The organism is Ignavibacteria bacterium (assembly GCA_025612375.1).
Classification (GTDB): Bacteria; Bacteroidota; Ignavibacteria; order Ignavibacteriales; family SURF-24; genus JAAXKN01.
Genome location: JAAXKN010000012.1, coordinates 1 through 22,194 on the forward strand (window position 1 = coordinate 1; position 22,194 = coordinate 22,194).

Sequence of the window (22,194 nt, forward strand, 5' to 3'; positions counted from 1 at the left end):
ACATTGCCATTCCGCCGTCAACGGAAATTACCTGTCCTGTTATATAATCAGCATCGGCACTGCATAAGAAACATACCGCCTTTGCAACCTCTTCGGGGCGCCCTTCTCTTTTAATGGCCACACCAGTAAGAATTGCTTCCTTCTGCTTATCATTCAGCTTTGCAGTCATATCCGTAGCAATAAAACCCGGAGCAACAGCATTAACATTTATATTTCTTGAAGAAAATTCCTTTGCACTCGACTTTGTAAGCCCTATTACGCCTGCCTTTGCAGCCACGTAATTTGCCTGTCCTGGGTTGCCTATTAAAGCAACTACAGACGAAATGTTTACAATCTTACCGTAACGCTGCGCCATCATAGGCTTTACAGCAGCTTTTGTATAGTTAAATACACTCTTAAGGTTAGCACTGATTACAGCATCAAAATCACCTTCGCTCATCCTCATCAAAAGCCCGTCGCGCGTAATGCCTGCATTGTTAACCAGTATGTCCAGGCCGCCTAAGGATTCAACGGCAAACTGCACGGTCTTTTCAGCTTCCGCAAAATTTGCTGCATCAGCCTTAAAGCCCAATACTTTTACACCGTCTTTGGATGCCTCGCATTCAATCTGCCTGGCAGCCTCTTCTGAATTCTGGTAGGTAAAAACCACGCTGCAGCCCTCTTTGGCCAGCTCAGTTACTATTGCCTTTCCGATACCGCGTGTACCGCCGGTTACAATTGCTCTTTTACCTTTAAGATTCAATGCTTTCCTTTATTAATTTTTTTACTTTGTTTAACTCGTTAAGATATTCTTCCCTGTACTCTTCCAGCTCCTTAAAGCCGTCGGGACCAAAGACATGCGTGATCTCTTCTTTGCACTCCTCAAAAACCGTTGAGGTCTGATTCTCCCCGCGGTTGCAGAAATGCATGCGGTCCAGGTGACCGTCGTCAATGGAAAATACACCATCGGAAATAACAAGCGGGAACAATATACAATAAAGAGGTTTATATTTCCACTTATTTTCACCATTTTCATACGCTATTTTTTGAAGCGTACAGAAGCCCTGCTTGTCCAAAAATACGCATTTCCCGTTGTAAACCTCGGTTCCTACGGCAATACCCGACTTGAAATCAGGGTCCTCATTCGGCTCTTCAAACCACTGCGTGTAGTCTTTTGTCTGTGAGTCATCCATAGACTGGATGATCCTTTCCTTCATACCCATTATTACTTCAAACTCAGTACTTTCGGCATAAACACCGTAGTAACAGCATTCACCCGAACAGTTGTGGATGTTGCATCCAGGTACAAACTTCTGAGTAAATATGACGGGATCAATTTTTAATCCCTTAATTACACGCATCGGTTTTTCAGTCATTTCAGAGATACCTTTCAAGATCGGAAAATTTGTCGATTCCGGAACACTTTACATCGGGATTTATTCTTTTAATAAGCCCCTGGAGAACCTTTCCAGGCCCAATCTCTATGAATTCATCGCAGCCGTCACTGATCATGTTTACAACTGTCTCTTCCCAGCGAACCGGTGCATTTAACTGCTTTAAGAGCAGTTCCTTAATCTCTTCTTTTTTTGTCTCCGGCTTTGCCGTAACGTTGGCATAAACCGGAATTTTGGCGTCGTAGACCGGAGTTGAATCGAGCTTTTCCTTCAGCTCATCCGTAGCAGGCTGCATTAAAGGAGAGTGAAATGCTCCTGAAACAACCAGCTCCTTAACCAGCTTGGCGCCCGATGCTTTGGCAAACTCCATTGCTTTCCTTACACCTGTAACTGAACCGGAGATAACGATCTGGCCGGGTGAGTTAAAATTGGCGCACTGAACAATTCCTGCCTCTAAAGCCTTCTGGCAGACCTCCTCAAGCTTTTCCGGGGCCATTCCAATTACTGCGGCCATAGTGCCGGGGTTCATTGTTCCGGCCTTCTGCATTGCGCATCCCCTCGTCCTTACTAACTTTACGGCGTCATAAAACTGGATTGCGCCTGCAGCAACAAGGGCTGAATACTCCCCTAAGGAATGCCCTGCTGTCATGTCGGCCTGGAAATTCCTTAAAAGGCTTGTTAAGACTACACTGTGCAGGAATATTGCAGGCTGCGTGTTTTCAGTCTGCTTTAATGCCTCTTCGGGCCCCTCAAAAAGTATGTGCGAGAGCTTTAGACCAACAGCCTCGTCAGCCATAAGGATCATTTCCTTTGCCTCAGGCGAGTTTTCATAGAGGTCCTTTGCCATACCGACATACTGGGCACCCTGTCCGGGAAATACAAAAGCTCTTTTACCCATTTTAGTCCATGCTCCATTTTAAGTAAATTGAACCCCAGGTAAAACCGGCTCCGAAGGCTGCAAGAACCAGGTTGTCACCCTTCTTAAGCTTGCCTTCACGGTAATACTCTGTCAGACACAAAGGAATTGTAGCCGAAGTTGTATTGCCGTATTTATGAATATTTATCATAACCTTGTCTCTTGAAATCCCCATTCTGTTTGCCGTGGCATCAATAATCCTGAGGTTTGCCTGGTGCGGCACCAGATAAGCCACGTCTTCACTGCAGAGATTGTTCTTCTGCATGATTTCGTATGAGACGTCTGCCATTCCGACAACAGCCACCTTAAAGACGGCCTTGCCATCCTGGTAAATATAATGCATTTTTTTATCAACTGTTTCATGCGATGGAGGATTTAAGCTTCCGCCGCCTTTCATGTAAAGCGAGTTGCGGCCTGAACCGTCCACGTGCAGGATTGAATCCTGGAATCCGTAGGTGTGGTCTTCTGTGGGCTCCAGTAAAACTGCGCTTCCTGCATCGCCAAAAAGAATACAGGTGTTTCTGTCTGTGTAGTCTGTTATGGCGCTCATCTTGTCGGCTCCCACAACTACAACTTTCTTATAAGCCCCGCTTTCAATTAAGCCCGAGCCTACTTTAAGTGCAAAAAGAAAACTTGAGCAGGCGGCCGAGATGTCAAAACCCCAGGCGTTCTTGGCTCCGATATTATCCTGAACCAGGCATGCAGTTGCAGGGAAAAACATGTCAGGAGTTACCGTAGCAACAATAATAACGTCAATTTCTTCCGGCGACATGTTCTTTGACCTGAGAAGGTCCTTAATGGCCTCTGTTGCCAGAGTGCTCGTTGCCCCGTTTTCCAGCATTCTGCGTTCTTTTATGCCGGTTCTTGTCATAATCCATTCGTCATTCGTATCAACTATGGATTCAAAATACTTGTTATCAAGTACTTTTTCAGGAACATACATTCCTACGCCTGTAATAACGGCGTTAAATTTTCTGTTTTTTCCGTTAGGAGATATTTGCATAATCTTTTAATGACTCTTCAATTTTTTGTGTTAGTTTTTTATCGTGCATTTCTTTGGCCCTGAGAACCATGTTCTTAATAGCCAGTACAGTACTGGAACCATGCCCGATTATACTGATTCCGTTTACGCCAAGAAGAGGAACCCCGCCGTAGGTCTGGTAGTCGAACTGTTTCATCACATTTTTCAGGGTGCCCTTCATAAGGAGTACTCTGATCTTGTTTAAGAGTCCTTTATCTGCAAAAAGTTTGATTTTACTTTTCAAAAGGCCGACAAAGCTTTCGGCAAATTTCAGTATTATATTGCCTACAAAACCGTCGCAAACGACAACGTTCACCTTGCCTTTTAAGATATCCCGCCCCTCAATATTCCCCACAACATTCAGATTTGTTTTTCTTATGAGTTCGAGAGCACATAAGGACACCTCATTCCCCTTTGTGTCCTCCTCTCCAACGCTTAAGATCCCAACCTTGGGATTTTTAATGTTGTGCATTTCTCTTACGAATATGGATCCCATAATGGCGTAGTCCAGCAGGTGCCTGGGCTTGGAGTCAACGCTGGCCCCGGCGTCAAAAATAGTAACAACACCATCTTCCGAGGGCATGAAAGTACCAATGGTGGGCCTTTCAACTCCGGGGAGCTTTCCCATCATGAGCGTCGAGGCAACGAGCATGGCGCCTGTGTTGCCTGCGGAGACAAAGGCATCGGCCTTTTTCTCCCTGACCATTCTGGCTCCCAGAGTAATCGAGGAATTTCTCTTGGTTTTAATTACATCAGTCGGATGATCGGACATAGTAATGACCTCATCGGCATGTATTATATGCGAGGTGTCAAAACTTAGATTGTTTCCTGAAATAACTTCCAGGATTTCTTTTTCTCTACCGACCAGAAAAAGTTCTATGGATGGATCTTCATTTGCTGCCTGGATAGCGCCTAAGACGGCATTATGGGGAGCGAAATCGCCCCCCATCGCATCCACTACGATTCTACAATGAGCATTTTCATCGGGTTGTGCCATGAAAGGATTAGCCCTTAGGTACAAACATTGAACGTCCTGCGTAATATCCGCAGTTAGGGCAAGCTCTGTGGTTCAACTTCATTTCCCCGCAGTTGCTGCAGGTACCCAAAGTCGGAGCTTCGGCTTTGTAATGGGTTCTTCTTTTATCTCTTCTGCTTTTGGACCATTTACGTTTTGGATTTGGCATTTTTTATTCCATGTTTTATTTTGAATTATTCTTCAGTTTAAGCAAGGGTGCCCAAACGGGATTTATATTTTCCTTCGTGCAATTGCAGGTCTCATTATTCAGGTTCACCCCGCAATGCGGGCACAGCCCTCTGCAATCTTCTTTGCAAAGCTTTTTCATCGGTACAGAAAGTACCGAATATTCAACCACATCCGGCCTCAGATCGATCTTGTCCTCATCCGGAGAAAGGTAATACAGATTTACAGCTTCACTTTCACCAGGATCCTGCCCGAAGAGGTATACCAGCCTGAAATCACTCTTAAGTTCACTAGTAAGTTCCTCACCGCACCTGTCACAGTCAAACCTTGCATTTACAGCCATCGTGCAGCTGAGCACTATCTGACTGTGCGACTTATCCATTCTGACTTTCAGGTTCACATTTCCAATCAGAGGCTCTTTTAAGCCCAGCGTCTTGACGTCTTCATTAAACTCTAAATCGTGTATGCCGTCTGTATAGTTCGTGTATTTTATTATCATAGGTTTCATAACTTTAAAAAAAAGCATCAAAATATAATTATCTTATACTTTATAGTCAACTTTTTGCTTATGATTTATCAAATAAATGAACAATGTCCACGGCCAGTTCAGTAAAATACGTATTTAGGACATAAAATCAAATTTTGTATATAAAATCAAAAATTGTATGTTAAATATAAAGTCATTTTTTTTGTTTAGTTAAATTTAATTAAATTGAGAAGTTAATATTTCCCTGGTACTCCCCCGCTCACTCTTTGCCCTGGATACTGGCCCATTTTTGGCGGGACTAACGGCAGTTAGGTAATACCGGTCTCAAATAATTGTCTATTAATTACATTTATAATATGCTAAAAGTTCAAAATCTTACCAAAGAATTTCTTAATGTTCTGGCAGTTAATAATATTTCCTTTGAAGTTACCCCGGGCAGGATTTTCGGACTTTTAGGTCCCAACGGTGCCGGCAAAACAACTACCATCAGGATGATACTCAATATTATAAAACCAACCAGCGGAGAGGTTCTCTTCAGAGGAAAAAAAACAGACTACAGCTTCCAGAACATCGTAGGCTACCTGCCGGAAGAAAGGGGCCTTTACAAAAAAAGCAGGGTTATAGACGTCCTTCGCTACTTTGGTGAACTTAAGGGAATGCCAAAGCCTAAAGCCCTCCGGGAAGCTTTATCGTGGCTGAGGCGCATGGATATTGAAGAATATTCAGCGCGCAGGATTGAGGAGCTCTCAAAGGGCAACCAGCAGAAAATCCAGTTCATTACGGCTGTTATTCACGACCCCGAGGTTTTAATTCTCGACGAGCCTTTCTCGGGCTTCGACCCTATAAACCAGCAGATGGTAAAGGATATACTCTCGGAACTGGTCGGAAAAGAAAAGCTCATACTTCTTTCCACGCACCAGATGGAGGTGGCTGAAAACCTGTGCTCGGGCATATTCCTTATTAATAAAGGGCGCGAGGTCTTAAGCGGATCTCTTAGCGATATAAAACGGAACTTCGGAAGCGGCCTTTACAGAATTGAGTTCCTGGGCGGGGCTTCGGCCCTTAAGGCAATACCCATGATCGAAATTATACAAGAAAACGGAAATTCAGCCGAAGTAAAACTGACAGGCAGCACCACACCTTATGAATTCTTAAGGTGTGCAGTAGATAAAGTCAGGGTAACACACTTTTCTGAGGTCGAGCCGACACTTAACAAGATATTCCTTCAATCTATTAAAAGCTAAAGCCCTGGTATAAAATGAAAAAAATAATGAAAATTGCCCTCTTCGAGTTTATGGAAAAGATTAAGACAAGGGCATTTCTTGTATTCATGATCGTCTTCCCCCTTATAATTATTGCAATCAGCATCGTACCTTCAATGCTGGTTGATACCAGGGAGGATTCCACCCGCCCCATCGGCGTGCTGGATCTTACGGGCCAGTACTCCAAAGGGATCATAAGGCAGCTGAATGACTTTAAGTTTCCGGACGGACAGCCGAACTACATTGTAATTAATCTTTATTACCAGGGCAAATCCCCTGAGGAGATGAGGCAGTTTGCCGATAAGCTTGTCACAGAAGGAAATGTGGACGGCTATATAATGGTTGAAGCCAATGATGGCGACAGCGTAAGTGTAAGTTACCGGAACAGGAACTTCGGAAACTTTAATGACCTGCCGCGCTTTGAGAAGATATTCAACAACGTCTACACCTCAAAAAGGCTCTTGAGCCACGGGTTTGATCCATCTGTAATCAGCCGCCTGATGACTAACGTGCAGCTTAAAGCAGAAAAAATTGACCACTCCTCAAACGGGCGTCAGACAAGCCCTGAGATGATATATTTCTCTTCTGTAATTTTCCTAATGCTCCTTTTTATGATGATAATGTTCTCGGGCGGACTTTTAATAAGGAGCGTCGTGGAGGAAAAGTCCAACAGGATAATGGAAATACTCCTTTCCAGCTGCACACCCGATGAACTACTGACGGGCAAAATTCTGGGTCTTGGAATGCTGGGGCTTTTCCAGATATTTGTCTGGGCCGTAATTGCCCTTGCCCTTTTAGGCGGCAATTATATACCGCTTGAGATCTTTAACGACATTGGGCTCTCAATGCTCTATTTTGTGCTGGGATATCTTTTTTATACGGCTATTTTTGTCGGCGTCGGCTCCGTGGTTACAACCGAGCAGGAAGCGCAGCACTTTACAGGATACCTCAGCATAGTCTTAATACTGCCCCTGGTCATTTCCTTAAAAGTCATTCAGTCGCCCGACATACTTCTGGTCAGGATACTGTCGCTTATTCCCTTTACCTCGCCGCCAATAATGCTTTTAAGGATTAAAGTAATGACGCCCCCGGTCTGGGAGATAATTCTTAGTACTCTTATTCTTATATTTTCGATTTATCTTACAATAATAATTACTTCGAGGATCTTCAGGATAGGAATTCTCTCCTACGGAAAGCGTCCATCACTAAAAGAGCTTCTGATTTGGATAAAAGAAAAGTAATTCCGGCCTTGCAGGCTTTCAGGCTCCGGGCTGGAAAAGGATAATTGAAAAAGGGACAGATATGATCTTTATTTCTGCTCTTGCAGCCGCCATCCCCATGATTTTGTACATGCTTGTACTCTGGCGCCTGGATAAGTATGAACGTGAGCCGTTTAAGTATGTCTTAGCCAGTTTTATCTGGGGGGCAGCAGGAGCCATTGTACTGGCTTCACTGGCAAGCTGGATCTTAAGCGAAGGGGCTCACCTTATCTTCAGAAGCTCAAACGCCGACAGGCTCCTGGGACCCCTTGTTTTTGCCCCGGTGATAGAAGAATCCACAAAAGGCCTTTTTTTGATAATTCTTGCGCGCAGCCGTGTTTTCGACAACATTACCGACGGCCTCGTCTATGGAGGCGCAATCGGACTGGGATTTGGCATGACAGAGAACTTTCTTTATTTTATTACTTATGGCAGCAGCCTCGAGTCGTGGCTCCTTTTAGTCTTTGTCCGCACCTCATTTTCAGCCGTTATGCACTGTGTCTCAACTGCTTCGCTCGGCTCATTCCTGGCTATTGCCAAATTCGGGAAGTCATGGACTAAAGTTTTTGCCCCAATGATGGGCTTTTTTATAGCTGTAACAGTCCATTTTATATGGAATTTTACCGTCAGCTTCAGAATTACTTTATTATTAGGTGTTTTATTTATTATGTTTGCAGTTACAGCCTTTATAACAGTGTTTCTGGTGTCAATATATAACGAAAGGAGAATAATACTTAAAGAGCTTGATGAAGAGGTGAGGTCAAATCTGGTCCCGGAAGACCATTTGATGATAGTTGCTTCAAAGGACAGGTATGCAAAAGGCTGGATTGATGAGGCTATCAGAAAGGATTACGTTAAGGCCCTGATAAGGCTTGCATTTAGAAAAATGCAGTTCAGGCAGACTTCAGGCAAAGAAAAGGAATTTTATGCCGCGGAAGTTGAACTCTACAGGAGTCATATCCGCAATTTGCTCCTTAATTCGCAGTTTAATTAGCTTCCGGTTAATTTTAACTGTCTTTGTTCTCTGCTTTTTTAATTTTTATTTTTAATTTTTAATTTACTTCTTATGCCCAAATGTTACATTTTCATCGTCCCTTCCGGCCCTGTCTTTAACGCGGCGGAAGTTCAGCCCTTTGAGAACCTGACGCCGGGCGATTCAGCCCTGCTGCAGTCGACACTTTACCTTAACTATAAGGATATGCTTTCAAAATCCGGTAATGGATATGAAATTGTCTATTTCCTCGATGAAAAGGACCGCGAGTGCCTGCCGGAGGAATTTAACGACGAAGGGATTAAAAAACAGTTCATCAATTGCTCTGAAGGCTGGGGAAATATTACAGGATATATCTCCCGTAAAATTAACCAGGATTCAACCAATATACTCATTCTCTTTTCGCATACTATCGGCATAACACCACAGAAAATAGATAGTTATTTTAACCTCTTAAATCACGAGGACCGAAACTTCCTTATAGGAAGGACCTCCTGCCAGAGGGTCGCTCTTATAGGGATGAATTATTTCGAGGACAGGATGTTCGACGGGCTTACCTCCTGCTTTCTGAAGTATGACGACTTTCTGCACTACGTTAACCGCCTGGATAACTTCCTTTTTATCGTTGAAGGCTTTAATACAGTTGAAAATCTGGATGACTTCAGGAAACTCTACAAGGTTCTTTCCACACGCGAGAGCATAGAATTCTGCAGCTACGAAATCCATGAGAAGTTCACTTATCTTTTTATTGAGTATAAGGAGCTTCTGTAGAAATTGAAAAAAGTCGGAATCCTGGGAGGCACATTTGACCCTATACACCACGGGCACCTTATAACGGCACAGGCCCTGATGGAAATCAGGAATCTGGAGAGGATTATCTTTATCCCGTGCTACATATCCCCTCATAAGACCGATGGCGGTAACTCTTCAGGCCTGCACAGGCTTAACATGGTTAACCTCGCAATTAAGGATGTCCCCTACTTCACATGCTCCCCCATTGAAGTTGAACGCGGAGGCGTCTCATATACAATTGACACCTTAAGAGAGCTGAAAAAAGATTACCCCGAAATGGAGCTCATAATAGGGATGGACAACCTGGAAAAATTCTATACCTGGAAGGAACCCGATGAGCTCATTAAAATTGCACAGCTGGTTGTAATGGAACGAGAGTCCAGTCCGAGGGAGATCCCAATAGACCGCTATTACGAGGCTGCGGAATTCGTAAAAACTCCTTTTATAGACATCAAGGCCACAAATATACGCCAGAGGGTAAGGCAAAATTTGCCAATCGATTTTCTTGTACCTAAGGAGATAAAAGAATATATTTTCAGGTACAATCTCTACAAATAGTCTTTTTAACTAATTCATCAAACGAAAAACTTTTTCATCAGTATGTCAGAAAATTCTTTCTCGGATAATTCATTCATAGATAAACTGCTTAAGGGAGATAAAAGAACGGTTTCACGCTCAATCTCAATTGTGGAACACGGTAACTCCCGAGCCAAAGAGCTCCTGAAATCTATATACTCCAAAACAGGAAGGGCCTACAGAATAGGTATTACCGGGCCTCCGGGAGCAGGCAAAAGCACTCTTACAAACCAGCTCACAAAATTCTACAGGAACCAGGGCAAGACCGTTGCCGTTATTGCAGTTGATCCCACGAGCCCGTTTACAGGAGGCGCTCTTCTGGGCGACCGCGTGCGCATGAGCGAAATTGGAAGCGACGAGGGGGTCTTCATAAGAAGCATGGCAACCCGCGGAAGTCTCGGCGGCCTGAGCAAGACTACAACCGATGCCGCCGACGTGCTGGATGCTGCAGGCTACGACATTATACTTTTTGAAACCGTCGGCGTGGGCCAGTCTGAACTTGATATCGCCAGAACTGCGGACACCACGCTCGTCGTGCTTGTGCCGGAATCGGGTGACTCCATACAGGCAATGAAGGCAGGACTTATGGAAATTGCAGACCTCTTTGTCATGAATAAAAGCGACCGCCCCGGTGCCGACAGCGCTATAATCGCACTCCAGACAATGCTCATGATGAAAAGCCACGATGAAACCACATGGCTTCCCAGGATCGTTAAATCGGTTGCAACTGAAAACTCAGGCATTGAGGACATTGCCCGCGAAATTGAAGCCCATAAGGACCACCTTGTAAATGACGGCTCATTCCAGAGGAAAAGAGAACTGAATTCAAAGATCAGGATCAAGGAGATCGTCGAAAGCCAGATCCGCTCCGAAATCTGGACAAAAGAAAGGGAATCCTCGCTCAACAACTCTCTTGAAAAGGTTGTACTGGGACGCATATCCCCCTACCACCTGGCCGAAGACATAATAGAACACTACAAAAACGAATTTGAATAGATTTTTTTTTTCTTATAGCCCGGGACTTCAAAATCCCGGGCACACGTGCAATCACCCTCGCCTCTTGCCTGTATTTGTTTTATCACCTGCTTATTTATATTTTATATAAATCACACCTTTAGCTGAAAACTGCTCACAAAGGATAAACCAACAAAAAATAGAGGAAAACTATTTTATGGCCGGAAACAACACTCCTTTTACCTTTGAACTAACCGAAGAGCAACTTGCCATACGAGACACGATACGGCAGTTTGCCGAAAATAACATAAAGCCTGTTGTAATGAAGTACGATGAAAGCCAGGAACACGCAAAAGAAATCTTTGACGAGCTGGGTGAAATGGGCTTCCTCGGCATTCTCGTCCCCGAGGAAGACGGGGGTGCGGGCCTGGGGTATATTGAATACGCAATCGTTGTAGAGGAAATTGCAAGAATCGATCCTTCAATTGCACTTTCCGTTGCGGCACATAACGGGCTCTGCACCAATCACATTAATCTATTCGCGAATAAAGAACAGAAGGAAAAATACCTGCCCGAACTTGCACAGGGCAGAAAGCTCGGTGCCTGGGGGCTTACAGAACCCGCCTCGGGAAGCGATGCCGCAGGAATGCAGACTACGGCACGGAAAGAAGACGGATTTTACGTCCTTGACGGGACAAAGAATTTTATTACCAACGGCGGCGTGGGCAAAACTGCCGTTGTAATGGCTGTAACTGATAAGTCAAAGGGGAAAAAAGGGATATCGGCTTTTATTCTGGAAAAGGGCTTTGAAGGGTTTTCTGTCGGAAAGAAAGAAAACAAGCTCGGCATGCGTGCAAGCGAAACCACACAGCTATTGTTCGATAACTGCCGGGTACCCAAAGAAAACCTTATAGGTGAAGAAGGCGAAGGCCTCATTCAGGCACTCAAAATACTTGAAGGCGGAAGGATCTCAATTGCAGCCTTAAGCCTCGGGCTTGCAGAAGGCTGCCTTGAGGCGGCACTCGGCTATTCAAAGCAGAGAAAGCAGTTCGGGAAACACCTGTCTGAATTTCAGGCCATACAGTTCAAGCTTGCCGAGATGGCAACAGACATCGCCTCGGCAAGGCTCCTGACCTACCGCGCGGCGGTAAAGAAGGACAAAGGGGAAAAGATTTCCCGCGAAGCCTCAATGGCCAAACTATTTGCAAGCGAAATTGCAACACGCGCGGCAAACGAGGCGGTGCAGATCCTTGGGGGCTACGGCTTTGTTAAGGATTATCCCGTGGAAAAGCTTTACAGGGATGTCAAGCTTTTAACAATAGGCGAAGGCACCTCCGAGGTTCAGCGAATGCTTATAGCAAAAAGTTTTCTGCAAGAGTAAACTTTGTAAAATTCTTAGTTTAACCCGGGTTTAAGAAAAGAAAGAAAGGCTATAATGAAAAAAATAGGCAATCCTGCAGCTAGTGATGAATCATTCTTGAAAAGGGACGATCATTACAAAAACCTCGTAAGAAAACTTAATGCCGAAAAAGATAAAGCAAAACTAGGGGGCGGGAAAAAAGCAGTTGAAGCCCACAAAGCCAAAGGAAAACTTACCGCAAGAGAAAGAATTACTTCACTCATTGACAAGGGCACCAGGTTCTTTGAAATAGGAACACTTACCGCCCACGGCATGTATGAAGAGTATGGCGGTGCCCCGAGCGCCGGTACCGTTATGGGACTGGGCAGAATAAACGGCAAATACTTTATGATTGTGGCAAACGACGCTACAGTTAAAGCAGGAGCCTGGTTCCCTATAACAGCCAAGAAAAACCTGAGGGCACAGGAAATCAGCATGGATAACCGCCTGCCTATTGTCTACCTGGTCGACAGCGCCGGGGTATTCCTCCCCCTCCAGGAGGATATATTCCCCGATAAGGAACACTTTGGGCGCATATTCAGGAATAACGCCAGAATGTCTTCCATGGGCATCCCGCAGATAGCGGCCATTATGGGCCCGTGCGTTGCAGGAGGCGCCTACCTTCCTATAATGAGCGATGAGGCTCTCATTGTAGAAGGCGAAGGCTCCGTATTCCTTGCAGGCTCTCACCTTGTTAAGGCGGCTATTGGAGAGGATATAGACAACGAACACCTTGGAGGCGCTCTTGTTCAGTCGAACGTTTCAGGTGTTACGGACTACGTTATGAAAAGCGACACCGAGTGCCTGGAACAGATAAGAAGCCTTGCCGGGAAGTTCGGCGAAATGCCCCGTGCAGGCTTTAACAGATTGGAATCCGCACCCCCCAGGTTCAGCCCTAAGGAAATCTACGGCATCCTGCCCGAAGACCCTCTGAAGACGTATAATATGTACGAGATAATTGCCCGCATTGTAGATAATTCGGAAATTGATGAATATAAGGCGGGCTACGGCAAGTCTGTTATTACAGCCTACGCCAGAATTGACGGCTGGGCCGTAGGCATTGTGGCCAACCAGAGAAATATCATTAAAACAGAAAAAGGTGAAATGCAGATCGGAGGCGTAATCTATTCCGACAGCGCCGATAAGGCTGCGCGCTTTATCATGAACTGCAACCAGAGGAGGATCCCGCTCGTCTTCCTGCAGGACGTAACAGGCTTTATGGTAGGAAGCCGCGCCGAACACGGGGGCATTATTAAGGACGGGGCCAAAATGGTTAATGCCGTTGCCAATTCCGTGGTGCCTAAAATTACAATCATTATCGGTAACAGTTTTGGAGCAGGAAATTACGCAATGTGTGGAAAAGCATACGATCCAAGGTTTATATTTGCATATCCGAATGCCAGGATTGCCGTAATGGGAGGCCAGACGGCCAGTAATACGCTCCTTGGAATCAGAATGAAACAGCTGGAAAAGGAAGGTAAAAAGATCACGAGGGAGGAATCTGAAAAACTCCTCAGGGAGATCGAAAGCTCTTACGAGGAGAAAAGCATTCCTTCATATGCCGCGGCCCGGCTCTGGGTAGATGAGGTTATTGACCCTGTTGAAACAAGAGACTATATTGCAATGGCAATTGAAGTGGCAAATAATAACAATGAAATTCCAGAATTTAACCCGGGTGTAATACAAACCTAGTAATGCTGAAACGCTTTTTACATATGCTTAAACTTTTACCGGTGCCAATTTTGGCCCTCATGCTTTCGCCCGGAAGACTCCACTGCCAGGTAACAAGGCTCGGAGGAACAGTGGATTCACTCTCAAAGTTTATTGCATCAGACTATTTCCAAAGCCTGCAGAAAAGGGCCGGAAGCCTGGAGCTGACAGATACATTATACCATCACGCCCTCAGGCTCTACGAGGGCGACATGTCCAGGGCACTGCTTTCACTTACTTTTGCAACCGTGCCGTACAAATATGTGCCTGTTGTGCTGCCTTTAATTAAACTTCATATAAACGTCCCTTTCTATGCCCCGGGAGACAGCATCTTCCGCCTCAAGAACCATAACCTTCCGCGTGAGCTTTTCTATAACTCGCCAGAGGAAGATGGAGGCGACAGGGACAAGCTGGCTCATTTTTTCGGAAGTGCTTATCTTGCCTATGGTTCCGGAATCTTTGATTTTACAAAAATAATTGGCATTTTTGTAGAAGAATTCGAAGAAAAATTCTATATCCAGTCCTCCGCTGACCCCAGAGATCTGGCAGCTGATGAGCTGGGGGAAATCTTCGGCAAGACTCTTAAAAATAACAAAGAGGTGCTTCCTTCTGAAGTCCTTCTAACGTATCCTTTAATATATTTCAGATATAATCTATGAACTCTGTCTTAGTGATTGATGACGAAAAGGAAATTTGCGAAAGCATTAAAATGATCCTCGAGTACGAGGACTACGAGGTAGACTACTCCACCGAAGCCATTAAAGGCGTGGAAAAACTGACCTCGGGAAACTTTGACGTCGCCCTGCTGGACATACAGATGCCCGATATGAACGGCTTTGAAGTCCTCAATAAACTGAAAGAACTAAACCTTGACATAAATGTAATTGTAATTTCTGCTTTCAGCAGCCTGGAGAACGCCGTAAAGGCAACCAAGCTCGGGGCCTTCGACTTTCTTGAAAAGCCTATTGACCGCGATAAACTCCTCTTAAGCATACGCAACGCCTTAAGCCAGGTTAAACTGGTCAAGGAAAATAAGGAGCTTAAGAAAACATTAAACGAAAGCAGCGTTATTATTGGCAGAAGCCCTGCCATACAAAATGTGCTGCAGGTTATTTCAAGAGTGGCACAGACGGACGTAAGAGTTTTAATTACAGGCGGAAACGGCACCGGCAAGGAACTGGTCGCCCGCGAAATTCACCGCCAGAGCCAGCGCGCCTCTCTGAACTTTGTTGAGGTCAACTGCGCCGCTATACCTAATGAACTGATAGAAAGTGAACTCTTCGGCCATGAAAAGGGCTCTTTTACCGGAGCCTTCCAGCAGAGAATTGGAAAGTTTGAACTTGCAAATAAAGGCACCCTTTTCCTGGACGAAATCGGGGATATGAGCCTGCAGGCTCAGGCTAAGGTCCTAAGGGCAATTGAGGACGGGAAGATTGAACGCGTGGGCGGAAACAGGAAAATTGACGTCGACGTTAGGATAATCTCCGCAACAAATAAAAACCTGAAGGAGGAAATTGAAAAAGGGAATTTCAGGGAGGACCTTTTTCACCGCCTGAACGTTATACCTATTATCGTCCCCCCGCTTAAGGACAGGGTTGAGGACATTCCGCTCCTGGTTGAACACTTTGCAAGTGAGATCTCAAATAAATATAAAATACCGCCCGTTAAGTTTACACAAGCCGCAATTAAGGCCCTGCAGAGCTTTGAGTGGACGGGCAACGTACGCGAGTTAAGAAATATAGTTGAAAGAATTATTATCATGATGCCGCAGAAGGAAATTAACGATAAGGACGTCTTTAAGATAGTCCCTCCCTCCCCTTCAGGCATGGATGACATAATGAATATTAATAATTCCTTCCAGGACTTCAAGGAAAAAGCCGAACGCGCTTTCATATTAAGGCAGCTGGAGGCAAACGACTGGAATATCAGCAAGACGGCTGAACTGCTCGATATTCAAAGAAGCCACCTTTACGCAAAAATGAAAAAGTACGACATAGAAAAAGGGAGAGAATAATGGCCGAGACTATTTTTTCGAAAATAATCCGTAAGGAAATCCCCGCAAAAATCGTCTATGAAAACGATGATGTACTTGCATTCAGGGATATTAATCCTCAGGCTCCCGTTCACATTCTGGTCATTCCCAAAACAGGGGTAATTGAAAATACCACGCAGATCAAAGGTAGTGAGCACGCAGAACTCTTAGGCAAACTCTTTGACGCCGTAAATGAAATTGCAAGAGCCGAAGGCATCTCTGAAAACGGCTTTCGCGTGGTTATTAACTCCGGACCAGACAGCGGACAGGATGTCCACCACCTGCACCTGCACCTCTTGGGCGGCCGCAAAATGCACTGGCCTCCGGGCTGATCCGGGGCTTTGTTTTGCATATATCGTCATAATTAAATATTTTTGTCCAGTTGACGTTTAATATCCCGGATTTTTACTTGAATATTTGTCTAGCGATGAGAAAATATTTAATTACTCTGATTTTTCTATTTGGTATCACTTCAAAGTATACTTTTGCCCAGGGCAGTATTGAAATCTCCTCCGGCTGTTCGCTGGAAGTCCAGAATAAAATCGACATTGAAGTAAGCGGAAACTGGATCAATAAGGGCACTTTTATCCCCGGCCGCAGCACGGTAACGCTTTCAGGCACTGCCCCGCAGACAATCTCAGACCCCTCGGATGCGCAGTTCCATAACCTGGAAATTAACAACAAGGCGGAACTCATCACACTAAAGGGGGACCTCTTACTTACGGGAAATCTTTCCTTAAACTCTTCCAGGATCAACACGGGCTTTTACACGCTTGCTCTTGCGCCGAATTCAAAACTTTTGCGCTCAAACGGCTATGTGATCGGAACGCTTAAAAAGGGGTTCTCAAATTCCGCCTCTAAAACTTTTGAACTTGGAACTGAGGCTGGAGGCTATGCCCCTGTAACTATAAAGGCACAGGAAGGTTCAGGCAGCATTACAGTCAAGGAATTCCAGGGCACACACCCTAATGCAATCGGGAAGATGAACCTTAAAAGGTACTGGACAATTGATTCAGATGGGATCTCAAAGGTGGATTTGACCTTCCAGTACCAGCCTCACGACGTCGTAGGAGATGAGGAAGAATATAATCTCGGCGTGTTTACGGGAAAATGGAATTTCCCCGAAAGCAAGATTGACCTGAAGAAACATTCAATCAGCATTGCAGGCGTTACAAATTTTTCAGCCGACTGGTCCGCTGGCAAAGTGCCCCCGCTTCCGGTTGACCTCTCAGGCTTTACGTTTGCCGCAACAAGCAGCCACGTTACGCTCCTTTGGGAAACGCAAACGGAAATCAACAGCAAATCTTTCGACATTGAACGCTCGGCGCTTTTTAGCGAGTCTTCCCGCAGCTTCAATTGGCAGAAAGTCGGCGAGGTTGACGCCTTCGGATACTGCAATTCACAGCAGGAATATTCCTTTATCGATAACGGATTAAATCCCGGCTTTTATGCCTACAGGCTTAAGATGATCGGAACAGACGGCACGCTGAAGTACAGCGATCCTTTAACCGTTGAAATCAAACGCCCGGTCCTGGGGGACCTGGGGCAGAATTATCCCAACCCTTTTAACAGCATGACGGCAATTAATTACACAATTCCTGAAGACGCACAGGTTACGCTCTCAATTTTTAACATTCAGGGACAGTTAATTTCGCAGCCTGTAAATGAATTCAAGTCAGCCGGGCACTACACATTTAACTTTGACGCCTCGAACCTGGCCAGCGGGACCTACATCTACAAGCTTTCGGCAGGAAACTTCACACAGATAAAAAAGATGCTCTTGCTGAAGTAGCCCGGATGGGAACTTGTTATTTTCTTTTCTTCTTTCCGCCCTGCTTTTTGTATTCTGAAGGGTGCTTTTTATTTTTATCCAAAACCTGCTCGCTGCCTGCCCCGGTTATGGATGTCTTCAATACCTTTACTTCAGGCTTCCCCGGCCCCTTCGGGAAACGGAGGCTCGAAAAATCCTCCACTTTTCCATCCGGACTAATTGAATTTCCCCTCGTTGCAACTACGTGCCAGGAAAAGTAAACGTGGCTTCTTCCGCCTTTTAACTCCCTGACGTCAAATCCCTCTTTTGTCTTGTTAGTTACAAATACCCCGTTGCAGTCGCCTTCCACCTGCACAAAGACTTTAACCGGGTTTACATCATCAACCGTTATCGCTCTTGAGAATAAAGAGTCAAGGCTGACGTGCGAAAATCCCCTTTCAAGCTGCCCCGTCCCGTAGTCTTCAAGCACAACTTCAGGACTGGCCGGATTAAACATTACCCTATGCTCCCCCTTTCCGTCTTTAACCATAACGGCATTTGTCCCTGAAGAAAGTATTCCGTAACCTGTTTTCCCGAAACTGCCGCCTGTAAAGGCATATGAGTCCGGCGCGCCGGAAGCTTCAAAATATCCCCCCCACTTCTCCTTTTTTGAGGTATCACTGTGGGCAAAGCCTGTAACGCCGAAATACCTGCCGTTTCCGGTAACACCGGCGCCCTTTAATGGCATGGTAAGAGTGTCCAGGCTGTTTCCGCCAGCCAAAATGCCTGTCCCCGAGATGGAATCTGTTGCCGTAGAAAATAACCCAATGGACTTTCCGGCTGAGCTTATGCCCGAGCCTCCTTCAATGAGAAGTGCGGTATTAAGGCCGCTTCCCAAGGCTATTATGCCTGTTCCCAGGGAATCCTTATTCCGGCCCATCACACCCGCTGCACCCCGGCTTCCGGTTAAACCTGCAGCGCCGAAACCCTTAAGTGAGGCACCCTTCAGGCCTGAACCCACTGACGTGTTCTGCCCGAACACCCCGGCGCCTGACGAGGTATTAACGCCCAGCACCCCGTCGCCGTTATCCGTATTTTCGCCGTAAACGCCTGAAAAACCTCCCGTGCTGTAGCCGTTAACAGGATAGTCTGCCATGCCTTCGGTTGTGTTAATTGCACCCGAATAACCCCTGCCGTAAACGGCAAAAAGATCCCCGGCCCTGAAGCCCGCTGAGTTTACAGTAATACCCCCTTCAGGCAGAATCCTCATCCTCTCATTTTCATGAGCATTCCCCCCGGTCCTGAAGATGAGCGCTCTTTCATCCAGAGTCCCAATGAAATTGCTGTCGGGATTAATGCCGAGATTCCCTGTAAGCGACCAGCCCGGCTTTGGGAGCGTTCCGCGGGCAAAAATGGTACCCCTGTCGTCTGCAAAAAGAAGCCTTGAACCCCGGCCCGACAAAACTGAAGACCGGACATCCCCCATCACCTGAAGCCTTACAAGCGGATTCATGGACCCAAGGCCGATGTTCCCGTCACTCCTTATAAAGAGCAGTGAATTGCCAAGGCTGTCTTTTACATTTAAGGCAGACTGCGCAAAAGCCGCTGACGAGAAAATAAAAAGGAGGAGAAAAGCTGATTCTATTAAACGTAATTTCATTTTCAATATCTCGAAAAAAATTTCAATTTTGTGCCGGAGTCAAACTTAAACAGAATCTGAATAAATTTCTATATTTGGCGGGTTCCCGGAGGTGTTTTAATTTCCGATGTGCCGTGAAGAAATAAAAAAAGGGACAATGAAAACTCTCCTGGAGCCCTTTGTCCCTCTTAAAAACATGTTTTATTTTGGGGCCTTAAGCCTTCTGCTTAATCCCCCTATCTGAAATATCCGTCCTGTAGTAGATATTGTCAAAACGGATATTCTTAAGCGCCTTATAAGCTTTTTCCTTGCATGCCTGAAGATCATTTTTCTCCAGCACTGCCGTTACGCCTAAGACCCTGCCGCCGTTTGTTACAATTTTACCGCCGTCTTTTTTAGTCCCGGCATGGAAAATAATAACTCCATCTTCCTTGTAGGAAAGCCCCGAGATTTCAAAACCCTTCTGGAAGCCTTCAGGGTATCCCTTTGATGCTGCAATTACGCATACGGCAGCACCGCCCGAGTACTTTACGGCATTTTTATCCAGTTCACCTGCTGCGGATGAATAAAGGAGTCTTAAGAAATCGCCTTCAAGTACAGGAAGCACGGCCTGTGTTTCAGGGTCACCAAAGCGGCAGTTAAACTCTACAACCTTTGGGCCCTCACTTGTCAGCATAAGCCCGCAGTAAAGACACCCTGAGAAAGTGCGCCCTTCTTTTTGCATCCCTTTTAAGACGGGTTCAACAATTTTTGTTTCAACTTCCTTCTGAATCTCAGGCGTTACAACAGGCGCAGGCGCATATGCACCCATGCCGCCGGTGTTTTTGCCGGTATCGTTGTCCCCGATCCTTTTATGGTCCTGTGCCGCTGGAAGGCAGAGGAAATTCTCCCCGTCGGTTATGGCAAAAACCGAAGCTTCCTGCCCGGTCATGAATTCTTCAATTACAATCCTGTCGCCGGCAGAACCGAAAGAGCTCGTTTCAAAGCATTCTTTCAGCGCCGTTTCGGCTTCCTCAGGGCTATTGCAGATTAAAACCCCCTTTCCGGCTGCAAGCCCGCAGGCTTTAACAACTACAGGAAATTTTGCTTTGCCCAGGTAGCCTTTGGCGTCCTCATAGTCTTTTTTATCGAAGACAACAAAATCTGCGGTCGGAATAGAATACTTCTTCATGAAGTTCTTGGCAAATGCCTTATCCCCTTCAATTTCAGCAGCCCTGCTGTCGGGACCGAAAACCTTAACGCCCTCTTTCCGTAACTTGTCGGCAAGCCCTTCAATAAGAGGCACTTCAGCTCCCACAACCACCAGGTCAATACTGTTTGCCTTACAGAACTGCAGTATTTCATCCTGCGAGGAGGCACTAAGCGGAACGTTTTCTCCCAGGGCCTCTGTACCGGGATTTCCCGGAATTATATATAAACGGCCAAGTTCTTTGCTTTCCTTAATTTTATAGGCAAGTGCATGCTCCCTGCCTCCGGAGCCTATGACAACAACATTCATTATAACGCTCTTAAGTAAAATTGAAAACTTTTAGTCAGCTGTTCTGTAAACAGCTCGCGCCTGTGCTTCTGTATGAAATCTTCATTCGGTTTGGGAAGCTGCCCGGCTCTATAAAGGGTATGTATCCTGAGCAATGCCTGCTTTATCTGCTCAATGTTATCCGGTTCAGTTATAAAGGCAGCGCCGTATTCCTGGGCCGCCATCTTTGCCGCGCCTTCAGGCAGGCATGCCAGAACGGGCTTGCGCGTCCCGAAATACTCAAAGAGTTTTCCCGGCGTATGGGCGTCTGCACTGTTCTTTTTGCCGACCATAAGCCAGAGAACATCGCTTGAAACAATTCTTCTAATCGTTTCCCTGTGATCCAGGTACCCCAGGTTTTTAACGTACTGCTGAAGCCCCAGCTTGTTTATAAGGTTTACATTTTCCTTCCTCAGGTGCCCTAAGAAAACGAGTTCAATATTCTGTGCAATGTCTGGCCTTTCCTTTGAAAGCTCCTTAAAAGCCTTCAGGAGGTATTTGGGCGTTATATATTCATAGAATATGCCCGCGTGCGTAAGGCGAAGTTTGGTATTTTCCTTTGGAACCGGCTTTACGTCCAGGAAGTCCTCTTCGTCATAGCCGTGAGGCAGAATGATTACGTCCTCAAAGGTGAGGAAAGGAAAAGTATTAAGGAGCTTTTCCTTTACCTTCCTGTTTACCGCAATTACCTTATCTGCAATCTTAAGCGCCTTGTATTCCATCTTCTTATGAATATACTTGTGAATGGGCGTCAGATTGAACTCGAACTGGTTCCCTGTCCAGAGATCCCTGTAGTCCACAAAAAGTGATATGTCAAATTCCTTGCTCAGACGCGATGCCATGCTGAAGGCCGAGAAAGGAGGGATTGTAACAAAAATGATGTCGAACTTTTCTTTTTCCAGGAGTTCTTTTGCAACCGTGTAGGCTTTCTTCGACCAGAAGATCTTGTTGTCGGGTATAAAAAAAGTCTTGCTCACACGGCTTAAGAACTTTCTTAACCATTCCGGAGGCAGTTTCATGGTCCTGCGCTTTGAAAGCATCGAATAGGGATCCAGCCCTTCGGTACGCACCACCCTTATTCCGGCATTCTCGCACTCTTTCATAAGCGACATGTCGTGGGCGAAGTAACCGGTACTTCCGGTTGTAAGAACTGTAGGCTCCCAGTTGTACTTTTTCATGTACTTTACGAACTTAAGAGTCCTCTGGACACCGCTTAAGCCCATGGGAGGGAAATAATATGCAATAACGAGTACTTTGAACATTTTCACCTGTAAATTCTGTTTTTGAAAGCCTGCCCTTTTATAATAATCCTTGCA

22 protein-coding genes are annotated in these 22,194 nt (G+C 45.6%); 12 read left to right on the top strand and 10 right to left on the bottom strand.

All coding sequences use genetic code 11. The annotated features are described in order from the left end of the window. The 7 genes from fabG to HF312_09650 all read right to left on the bottom strand — a co-directional run. On the bottom strand, positions 1-742 hold a 742-nt coding region (gene fabG / locus HF312_09620; protein ID MCU7520459.1), incomplete at its 3' end, for a 3-oxoacyl-[acyl-carrier-protein] reductase. Then, the gene (locus HF312_09625; GenBank protein MCU7520460.1) at positions 732-1,355 is read right to left on the bottom strand and encodes a DUF3109 family protein; all 624 of its coding nucleotides are present in this window, start codon (positions 1,353-1,355) and stop codon (positions 732-734) included. The genes fabG and HF312_09625, both read right to left, overlap by 11 nt. Before the next feature lies 1 nt (position 1,356). Then, positions 1,357-2,271 carry an ACP S-malonyltransferase gene (gene fabD / locus HF312_09630; protein ID MCU7520461.1) on the bottom strand — a complete coding sequence of 305 codons (915 nt, stop codon included), beginning with the start codon at positions 2,269-2,271 and terminating at the stop codon, positions 1,357-1,359. 1 nt (position 2,272) lies between these two features. Next, complete coding sequence (locus HF312_09635) at positions 2,273-3,292, bottom strand: ketoacyl-ACP synthase III (protein MCU7520462.1); 1,020 nt, start codon at positions 3,290-3,292, stop codon at positions 2,273-2,275. Then, positions 3,276-4,307, bottom strand: a complete 1,032-nt coding sequence (plsX, locus tag HF312_09640; protein ID MCU7520463.1) for a phosphate acyltransferase PlsX — start codon at positions 4,305-4,307, stop codon at positions 3,276-3,278. The genes HF312_09635 and plsX overlap by 17 nt, the downstream gene beginning before the upstream one ends. A gap of 7 nt (positions 4,308-4,314) precedes the next feature. Then, a complete protein-coding gene (gene rpmF / locus HF312_09645) occupies positions 4,315-4,494 on the bottom strand; it encodes a 50S ribosomal protein L32 (protein MCU7520464.1) in 180 nt (59 codons plus the stop codon). Positions 4,495-4,509: 15 nt separating this feature from the next. Then, positions 4,510-5,010, bottom strand: coding sequence for a DUF177 domain-containing protein (locus HF312_09650; GenBank protein MCU7520465.1), 501 nt, complete (start codon positions 5,008-5,010; stop codon positions 4,510-4,512). Positions 5,011-5,354: 344 nt separating this feature from the next. Between HF312_09650 and HF312_09655 the strand changes: the two genes are divergently transcribed. The 12 genes from HF312_09655 to HF312_09710 all read left to right on the top strand — a co-directional run bounded on the left by HF312_09655 (position 5,355) and on the right by HF312_09710 (position 17,765). Continuing rightward, positions 5,355-6,242, top strand: coding sequence for an ATP-binding cassette domain-containing protein (locus HF312_09655; protein MCU7520466.1), 888 nt, complete (start codon positions 5,355-5,357; stop codon positions 6,240-6,242). Between the two features lie 14 nt (positions 6,243-6,256). Beyond that, positions 6,257-7,501, top strand: a complete 1,245-nt coding sequence (locus HF312_09660) for an ABC transporter permease (protein MCU7520467.1) — start codon at positions 6,257-6,259, stop codon at positions 7,499-7,501. 61 nt (positions 7,502-7,562) lie between these two features. Next, a complete protein-coding gene (locus tag HF312_09665; protein MCU7520468.1) occupies positions 7,563-8,513 on the top strand; it encodes a PrsW family intramembrane metalloprotease in 951 nt (316 codons plus the stop codon). 72 nt (positions 8,514-8,585) lie between these two features. Next, on the top strand, positions 8,586-9,281 hold the full coding sequence (locus tag HF312_09670; GenBank protein MCU7520469.1) for a hypothetical protein: 696 nt from the start codon (positions 8,586-8,588) through the stop codon (positions 9,279-9,281). Between the two features lie 3 nt (positions 9,282-9,284). Further along, positions 9,285-9,860 (top strand): nicotinate (nicotinamide) nucleotide adenylyltransferase, encoded by a 576-nt coding sequence (nadD, locus tag HF312_09675; protein ID MCU7520470.1) that lies wholly within the window; start codon positions 9,285-9,287, stop codon positions 9,858-9,860. Positions 9,861-9,902: 42 nt separating this feature from the next. Then, positions 9,903-10,874 carry a methylmalonyl Co-A mutase-associated GTPase MeaB gene (gene meaB, locus HF312_09680; protein MCU7520471.1) on the top strand — a complete coding sequence of 324 codons (972 nt, stop codon included), beginning with the start codon at positions 9,903-9,905 and terminating at the stop codon, positions 10,872-10,874. A gap of 175 nt (positions 10,875-11,049) precedes the next feature. Next, a complete protein-coding gene (locus HF312_09685; GenBank protein ID MCU7520472.1) occupies positions 11,050-12,213 on the top strand; it encodes an acyl-CoA dehydrogenase in 1,164 nt (387 codons plus the stop codon). A gap of 54 nt (positions 12,214-12,267) precedes the next feature. Continuing rightward, on the top strand, positions 12,268-13,923 hold the full coding sequence (locus HF312_09690; GenBank protein MCU7520473.1) for an acyl-CoA carboxylase subunit beta: 1,656 nt from the start codon (positions 12,268-12,270) through the stop codon (positions 13,921-13,923). Between the two features lie 23 nt (positions 13,924-13,946). Further along, positions 13,947-14,600 (top strand): hypothetical protein, encoded by a 654-nt coding sequence (locus HF312_09695; GenBank protein ID MCU7520474.1) that lies wholly within the window; start codon positions 13,947-13,949, stop codon positions 14,598-14,600. After that, positions 14,597-15,955, top strand: coding sequence for a sigma-54-dependent Fis family transcriptional regulator (locus tag HF312_09700; GenBank protein ID MCU7520475.1), 1,359 nt, complete (start codon positions 14,597-14,599; stop codon positions 15,953-15,955). Before HF312_09695 ends, HF312_09700 begins: the two co-directional genes overlap by 4 nt. Further along, positions 15,955-16,305, top strand: a complete 351-nt coding sequence (locus tag HF312_09705) for a histidine triad nucleotide-binding protein (protein ID MCU7520476.1) — start codon at positions 15,955-15,957, stop codon at positions 16,303-16,305. The genes HF312_09700 and HF312_09705 overlap by 1 nt, the downstream gene beginning before the upstream one ends. Before the next feature lie 95 nt (positions 16,306-16,400). Continuing rightward, positions 16,401-17,765, top strand: a complete 1,365-nt coding sequence (locus HF312_09710) for a T9SS type A sorting domain-containing protein (GenBank protein MCU7520477.1) — start codon at positions 16,401-16,403, stop codon at positions 17,763-17,765. Between the two features lie 16 nt (positions 17,766-17,781). Here HF312_09710 and HF312_09715 read toward each other — a convergent pair whose 3' ends face one another. The 3 genes from HF312_09715 to HF312_09725 form a co-directional block, all read right to left on the bottom strand. Then, the gene (locus HF312_09715) at positions 17,782-19,383 is read right to left on the bottom strand and encodes a hypothetical protein (GenBank protein MCU7520478.1); all 1,602 of its coding nucleotides are present in this window, start codon (positions 19,381-19,383) and stop codon (positions 17,782-17,784) included. Between the two features lie 193 nt (positions 19,384-19,576). Next, the gene (purD, locus tag HF312_09720) at positions 19,577-20,860 is read right to left on the bottom strand and encodes a phosphoribosylamine--glycine ligase (protein ID MCU7520479.1); all 1,284 of its coding nucleotides are present in this window, start codon (positions 20,858-20,860) and stop codon (positions 19,577-19,579) included. Next, the gene (locus tag HF312_09725; GenBank protein ID MCU7520480.1) at positions 20,860-22,140 is read right to left on the bottom strand and encodes a glycosyltransferase family 4 protein; all 1,281 of its coding nucleotides are present in this window, start codon (positions 22,138-22,140) and stop codon (positions 20,860-20,862) included. The genes purD and HF312_09725 overlap by 1 nt, the downstream gene beginning before the upstream one ends. Positions 22,141-22,194: the final 54 nt, after the last annotated feature.

Excerpts from the sequence above, each read along its gene's own strand:
- HF312_09625 (MCU7520460.1), bottom strand. The coding sequence starts at position 1,355 with ATGACTGAAAAACCGATGCGTGTAATTAAGGGATTAAAAATTGATCCC.
- fabD (MCU7520461.1), bottom strand. The coding sequence starts at position 2,271 with ATGGGTAAAAGAGCTTTTGTATTTCCCGGACAGGGTGCCCAGTATGTC.
- HF312_09635 (MCU7520462.1), bottom strand. The coding sequence starts at position 3,292 with ATGCAAATATCTCCTAACGGAAAAAACAGAAAATTTAACGCCGTTATT.
- plsX (MCU7520463.1), bottom strand. The coding sequence starts at position 4,307 with ATGGCACAACCCGATGAAAATGCTCATTGTAGAATCGTAGTGGATGCG.
- rpmF (MCU7520464.1), bottom strand. The coding sequence starts at position 4,494 with ATGCCAAATCCAAAACGTAAATGGTCCAAAAGCAGAAGAGATAAAAGA.
- HF312_09650 (MCU7520465.1), bottom strand. The coding sequence starts at position 5,010 with ATGATAATAAAATACACGAACTATACAGACGGCATACACGATTTAGAG.
- HF312_09655 (MCU7520466.1), top strand. The coding sequence starts at position 5,355 with ATGCTAAAAGTTCAAAATCTTACCAAAGAATTTCTTAATGTTCTGGCA.
- HF312_09660 (MCU7520467.1), top strand. The coding sequence starts at position 6,257 with ATGAAAAAAATAATGAAAATTGCCCTCTTCGAGTTTATGGAAAAGATT.
- HF312_09665 (MCU7520468.1), top strand. The coding sequence starts at position 7,563 with ATGATCTTTATTTCTGCTCTTGCAGCCGCCATCCCCATGATTTTGTAC.
- HF312_09670 (MCU7520469.1), top strand. The coding sequence starts at position 8,586 with ATGCCCAAATGTTACATTTTCATCGTCCCTTCCGGCCCTGTCTTTAAC.
- meaB (MCU7520471.1), top strand. The coding sequence starts at position 9,903 with ATGTCAGAAAATTCTTTCTCGGATAATTCATTCATAGATAAACTGCTT.
- HF312_09685 (MCU7520472.1), top strand. The coding sequence starts at position 11,050 with ATGGCCGGAAACAACACTCCTTTTACCTTTGAACTAACCGAAGAGCAA.
- HF312_09690 (MCU7520473.1), top strand. The coding sequence starts at position 12,268 with ATGAAAAAAATAGGCAATCCTGCAGCTAGTGATGAATCATTCTTGAAA.
- HF312_09695 (MCU7520474.1), top strand. The coding sequence starts at position 13,947 with ATGCTTAAACTTTTACCGGTGCCAATTTTGGCCCTCATGCTTTCGCCC.
- HF312_09700 (MCU7520475.1), top strand. The coding sequence starts at position 14,597 with ATGAACTCTGTCTTAGTGATTGATGACGAAAAGGAAATTTGCGAAAGC.
- HF312_09705 (MCU7520476.1), top strand. The coding sequence starts at position 15,955 with ATGGCCGAGACTATTTTTTCGAAAATAATCCGTAAGGAAATCCCCGCA.
- HF312_09710 (MCU7520477.1), top strand. The coding sequence starts at position 16,401 with ATGAGAAAATATTTAATTACTCTGATTTTTCTATTTGGTATCACTTCA.
- HF312_09715 (MCU7520478.1), bottom strand. The coding sequence starts at position 19,383 with ATGAAATTACGTTTAATAGAATCAGCTTTTCTCCTCCTTTTTATTTTC.
- purD (MCU7520479.1), bottom strand. The coding sequence starts at position 20,860 with ATGAATGTTGTTGTCATAGGCTCCGGAGGCAGGGAGCATGCACTTGCC.
- HF312_09725 (MCU7520480.1), bottom strand. The coding sequence starts at position 22,140 with ATGTTCAAAGTACTCGTTATTGCATATTATTTCCCTCCCATGGGCTTA.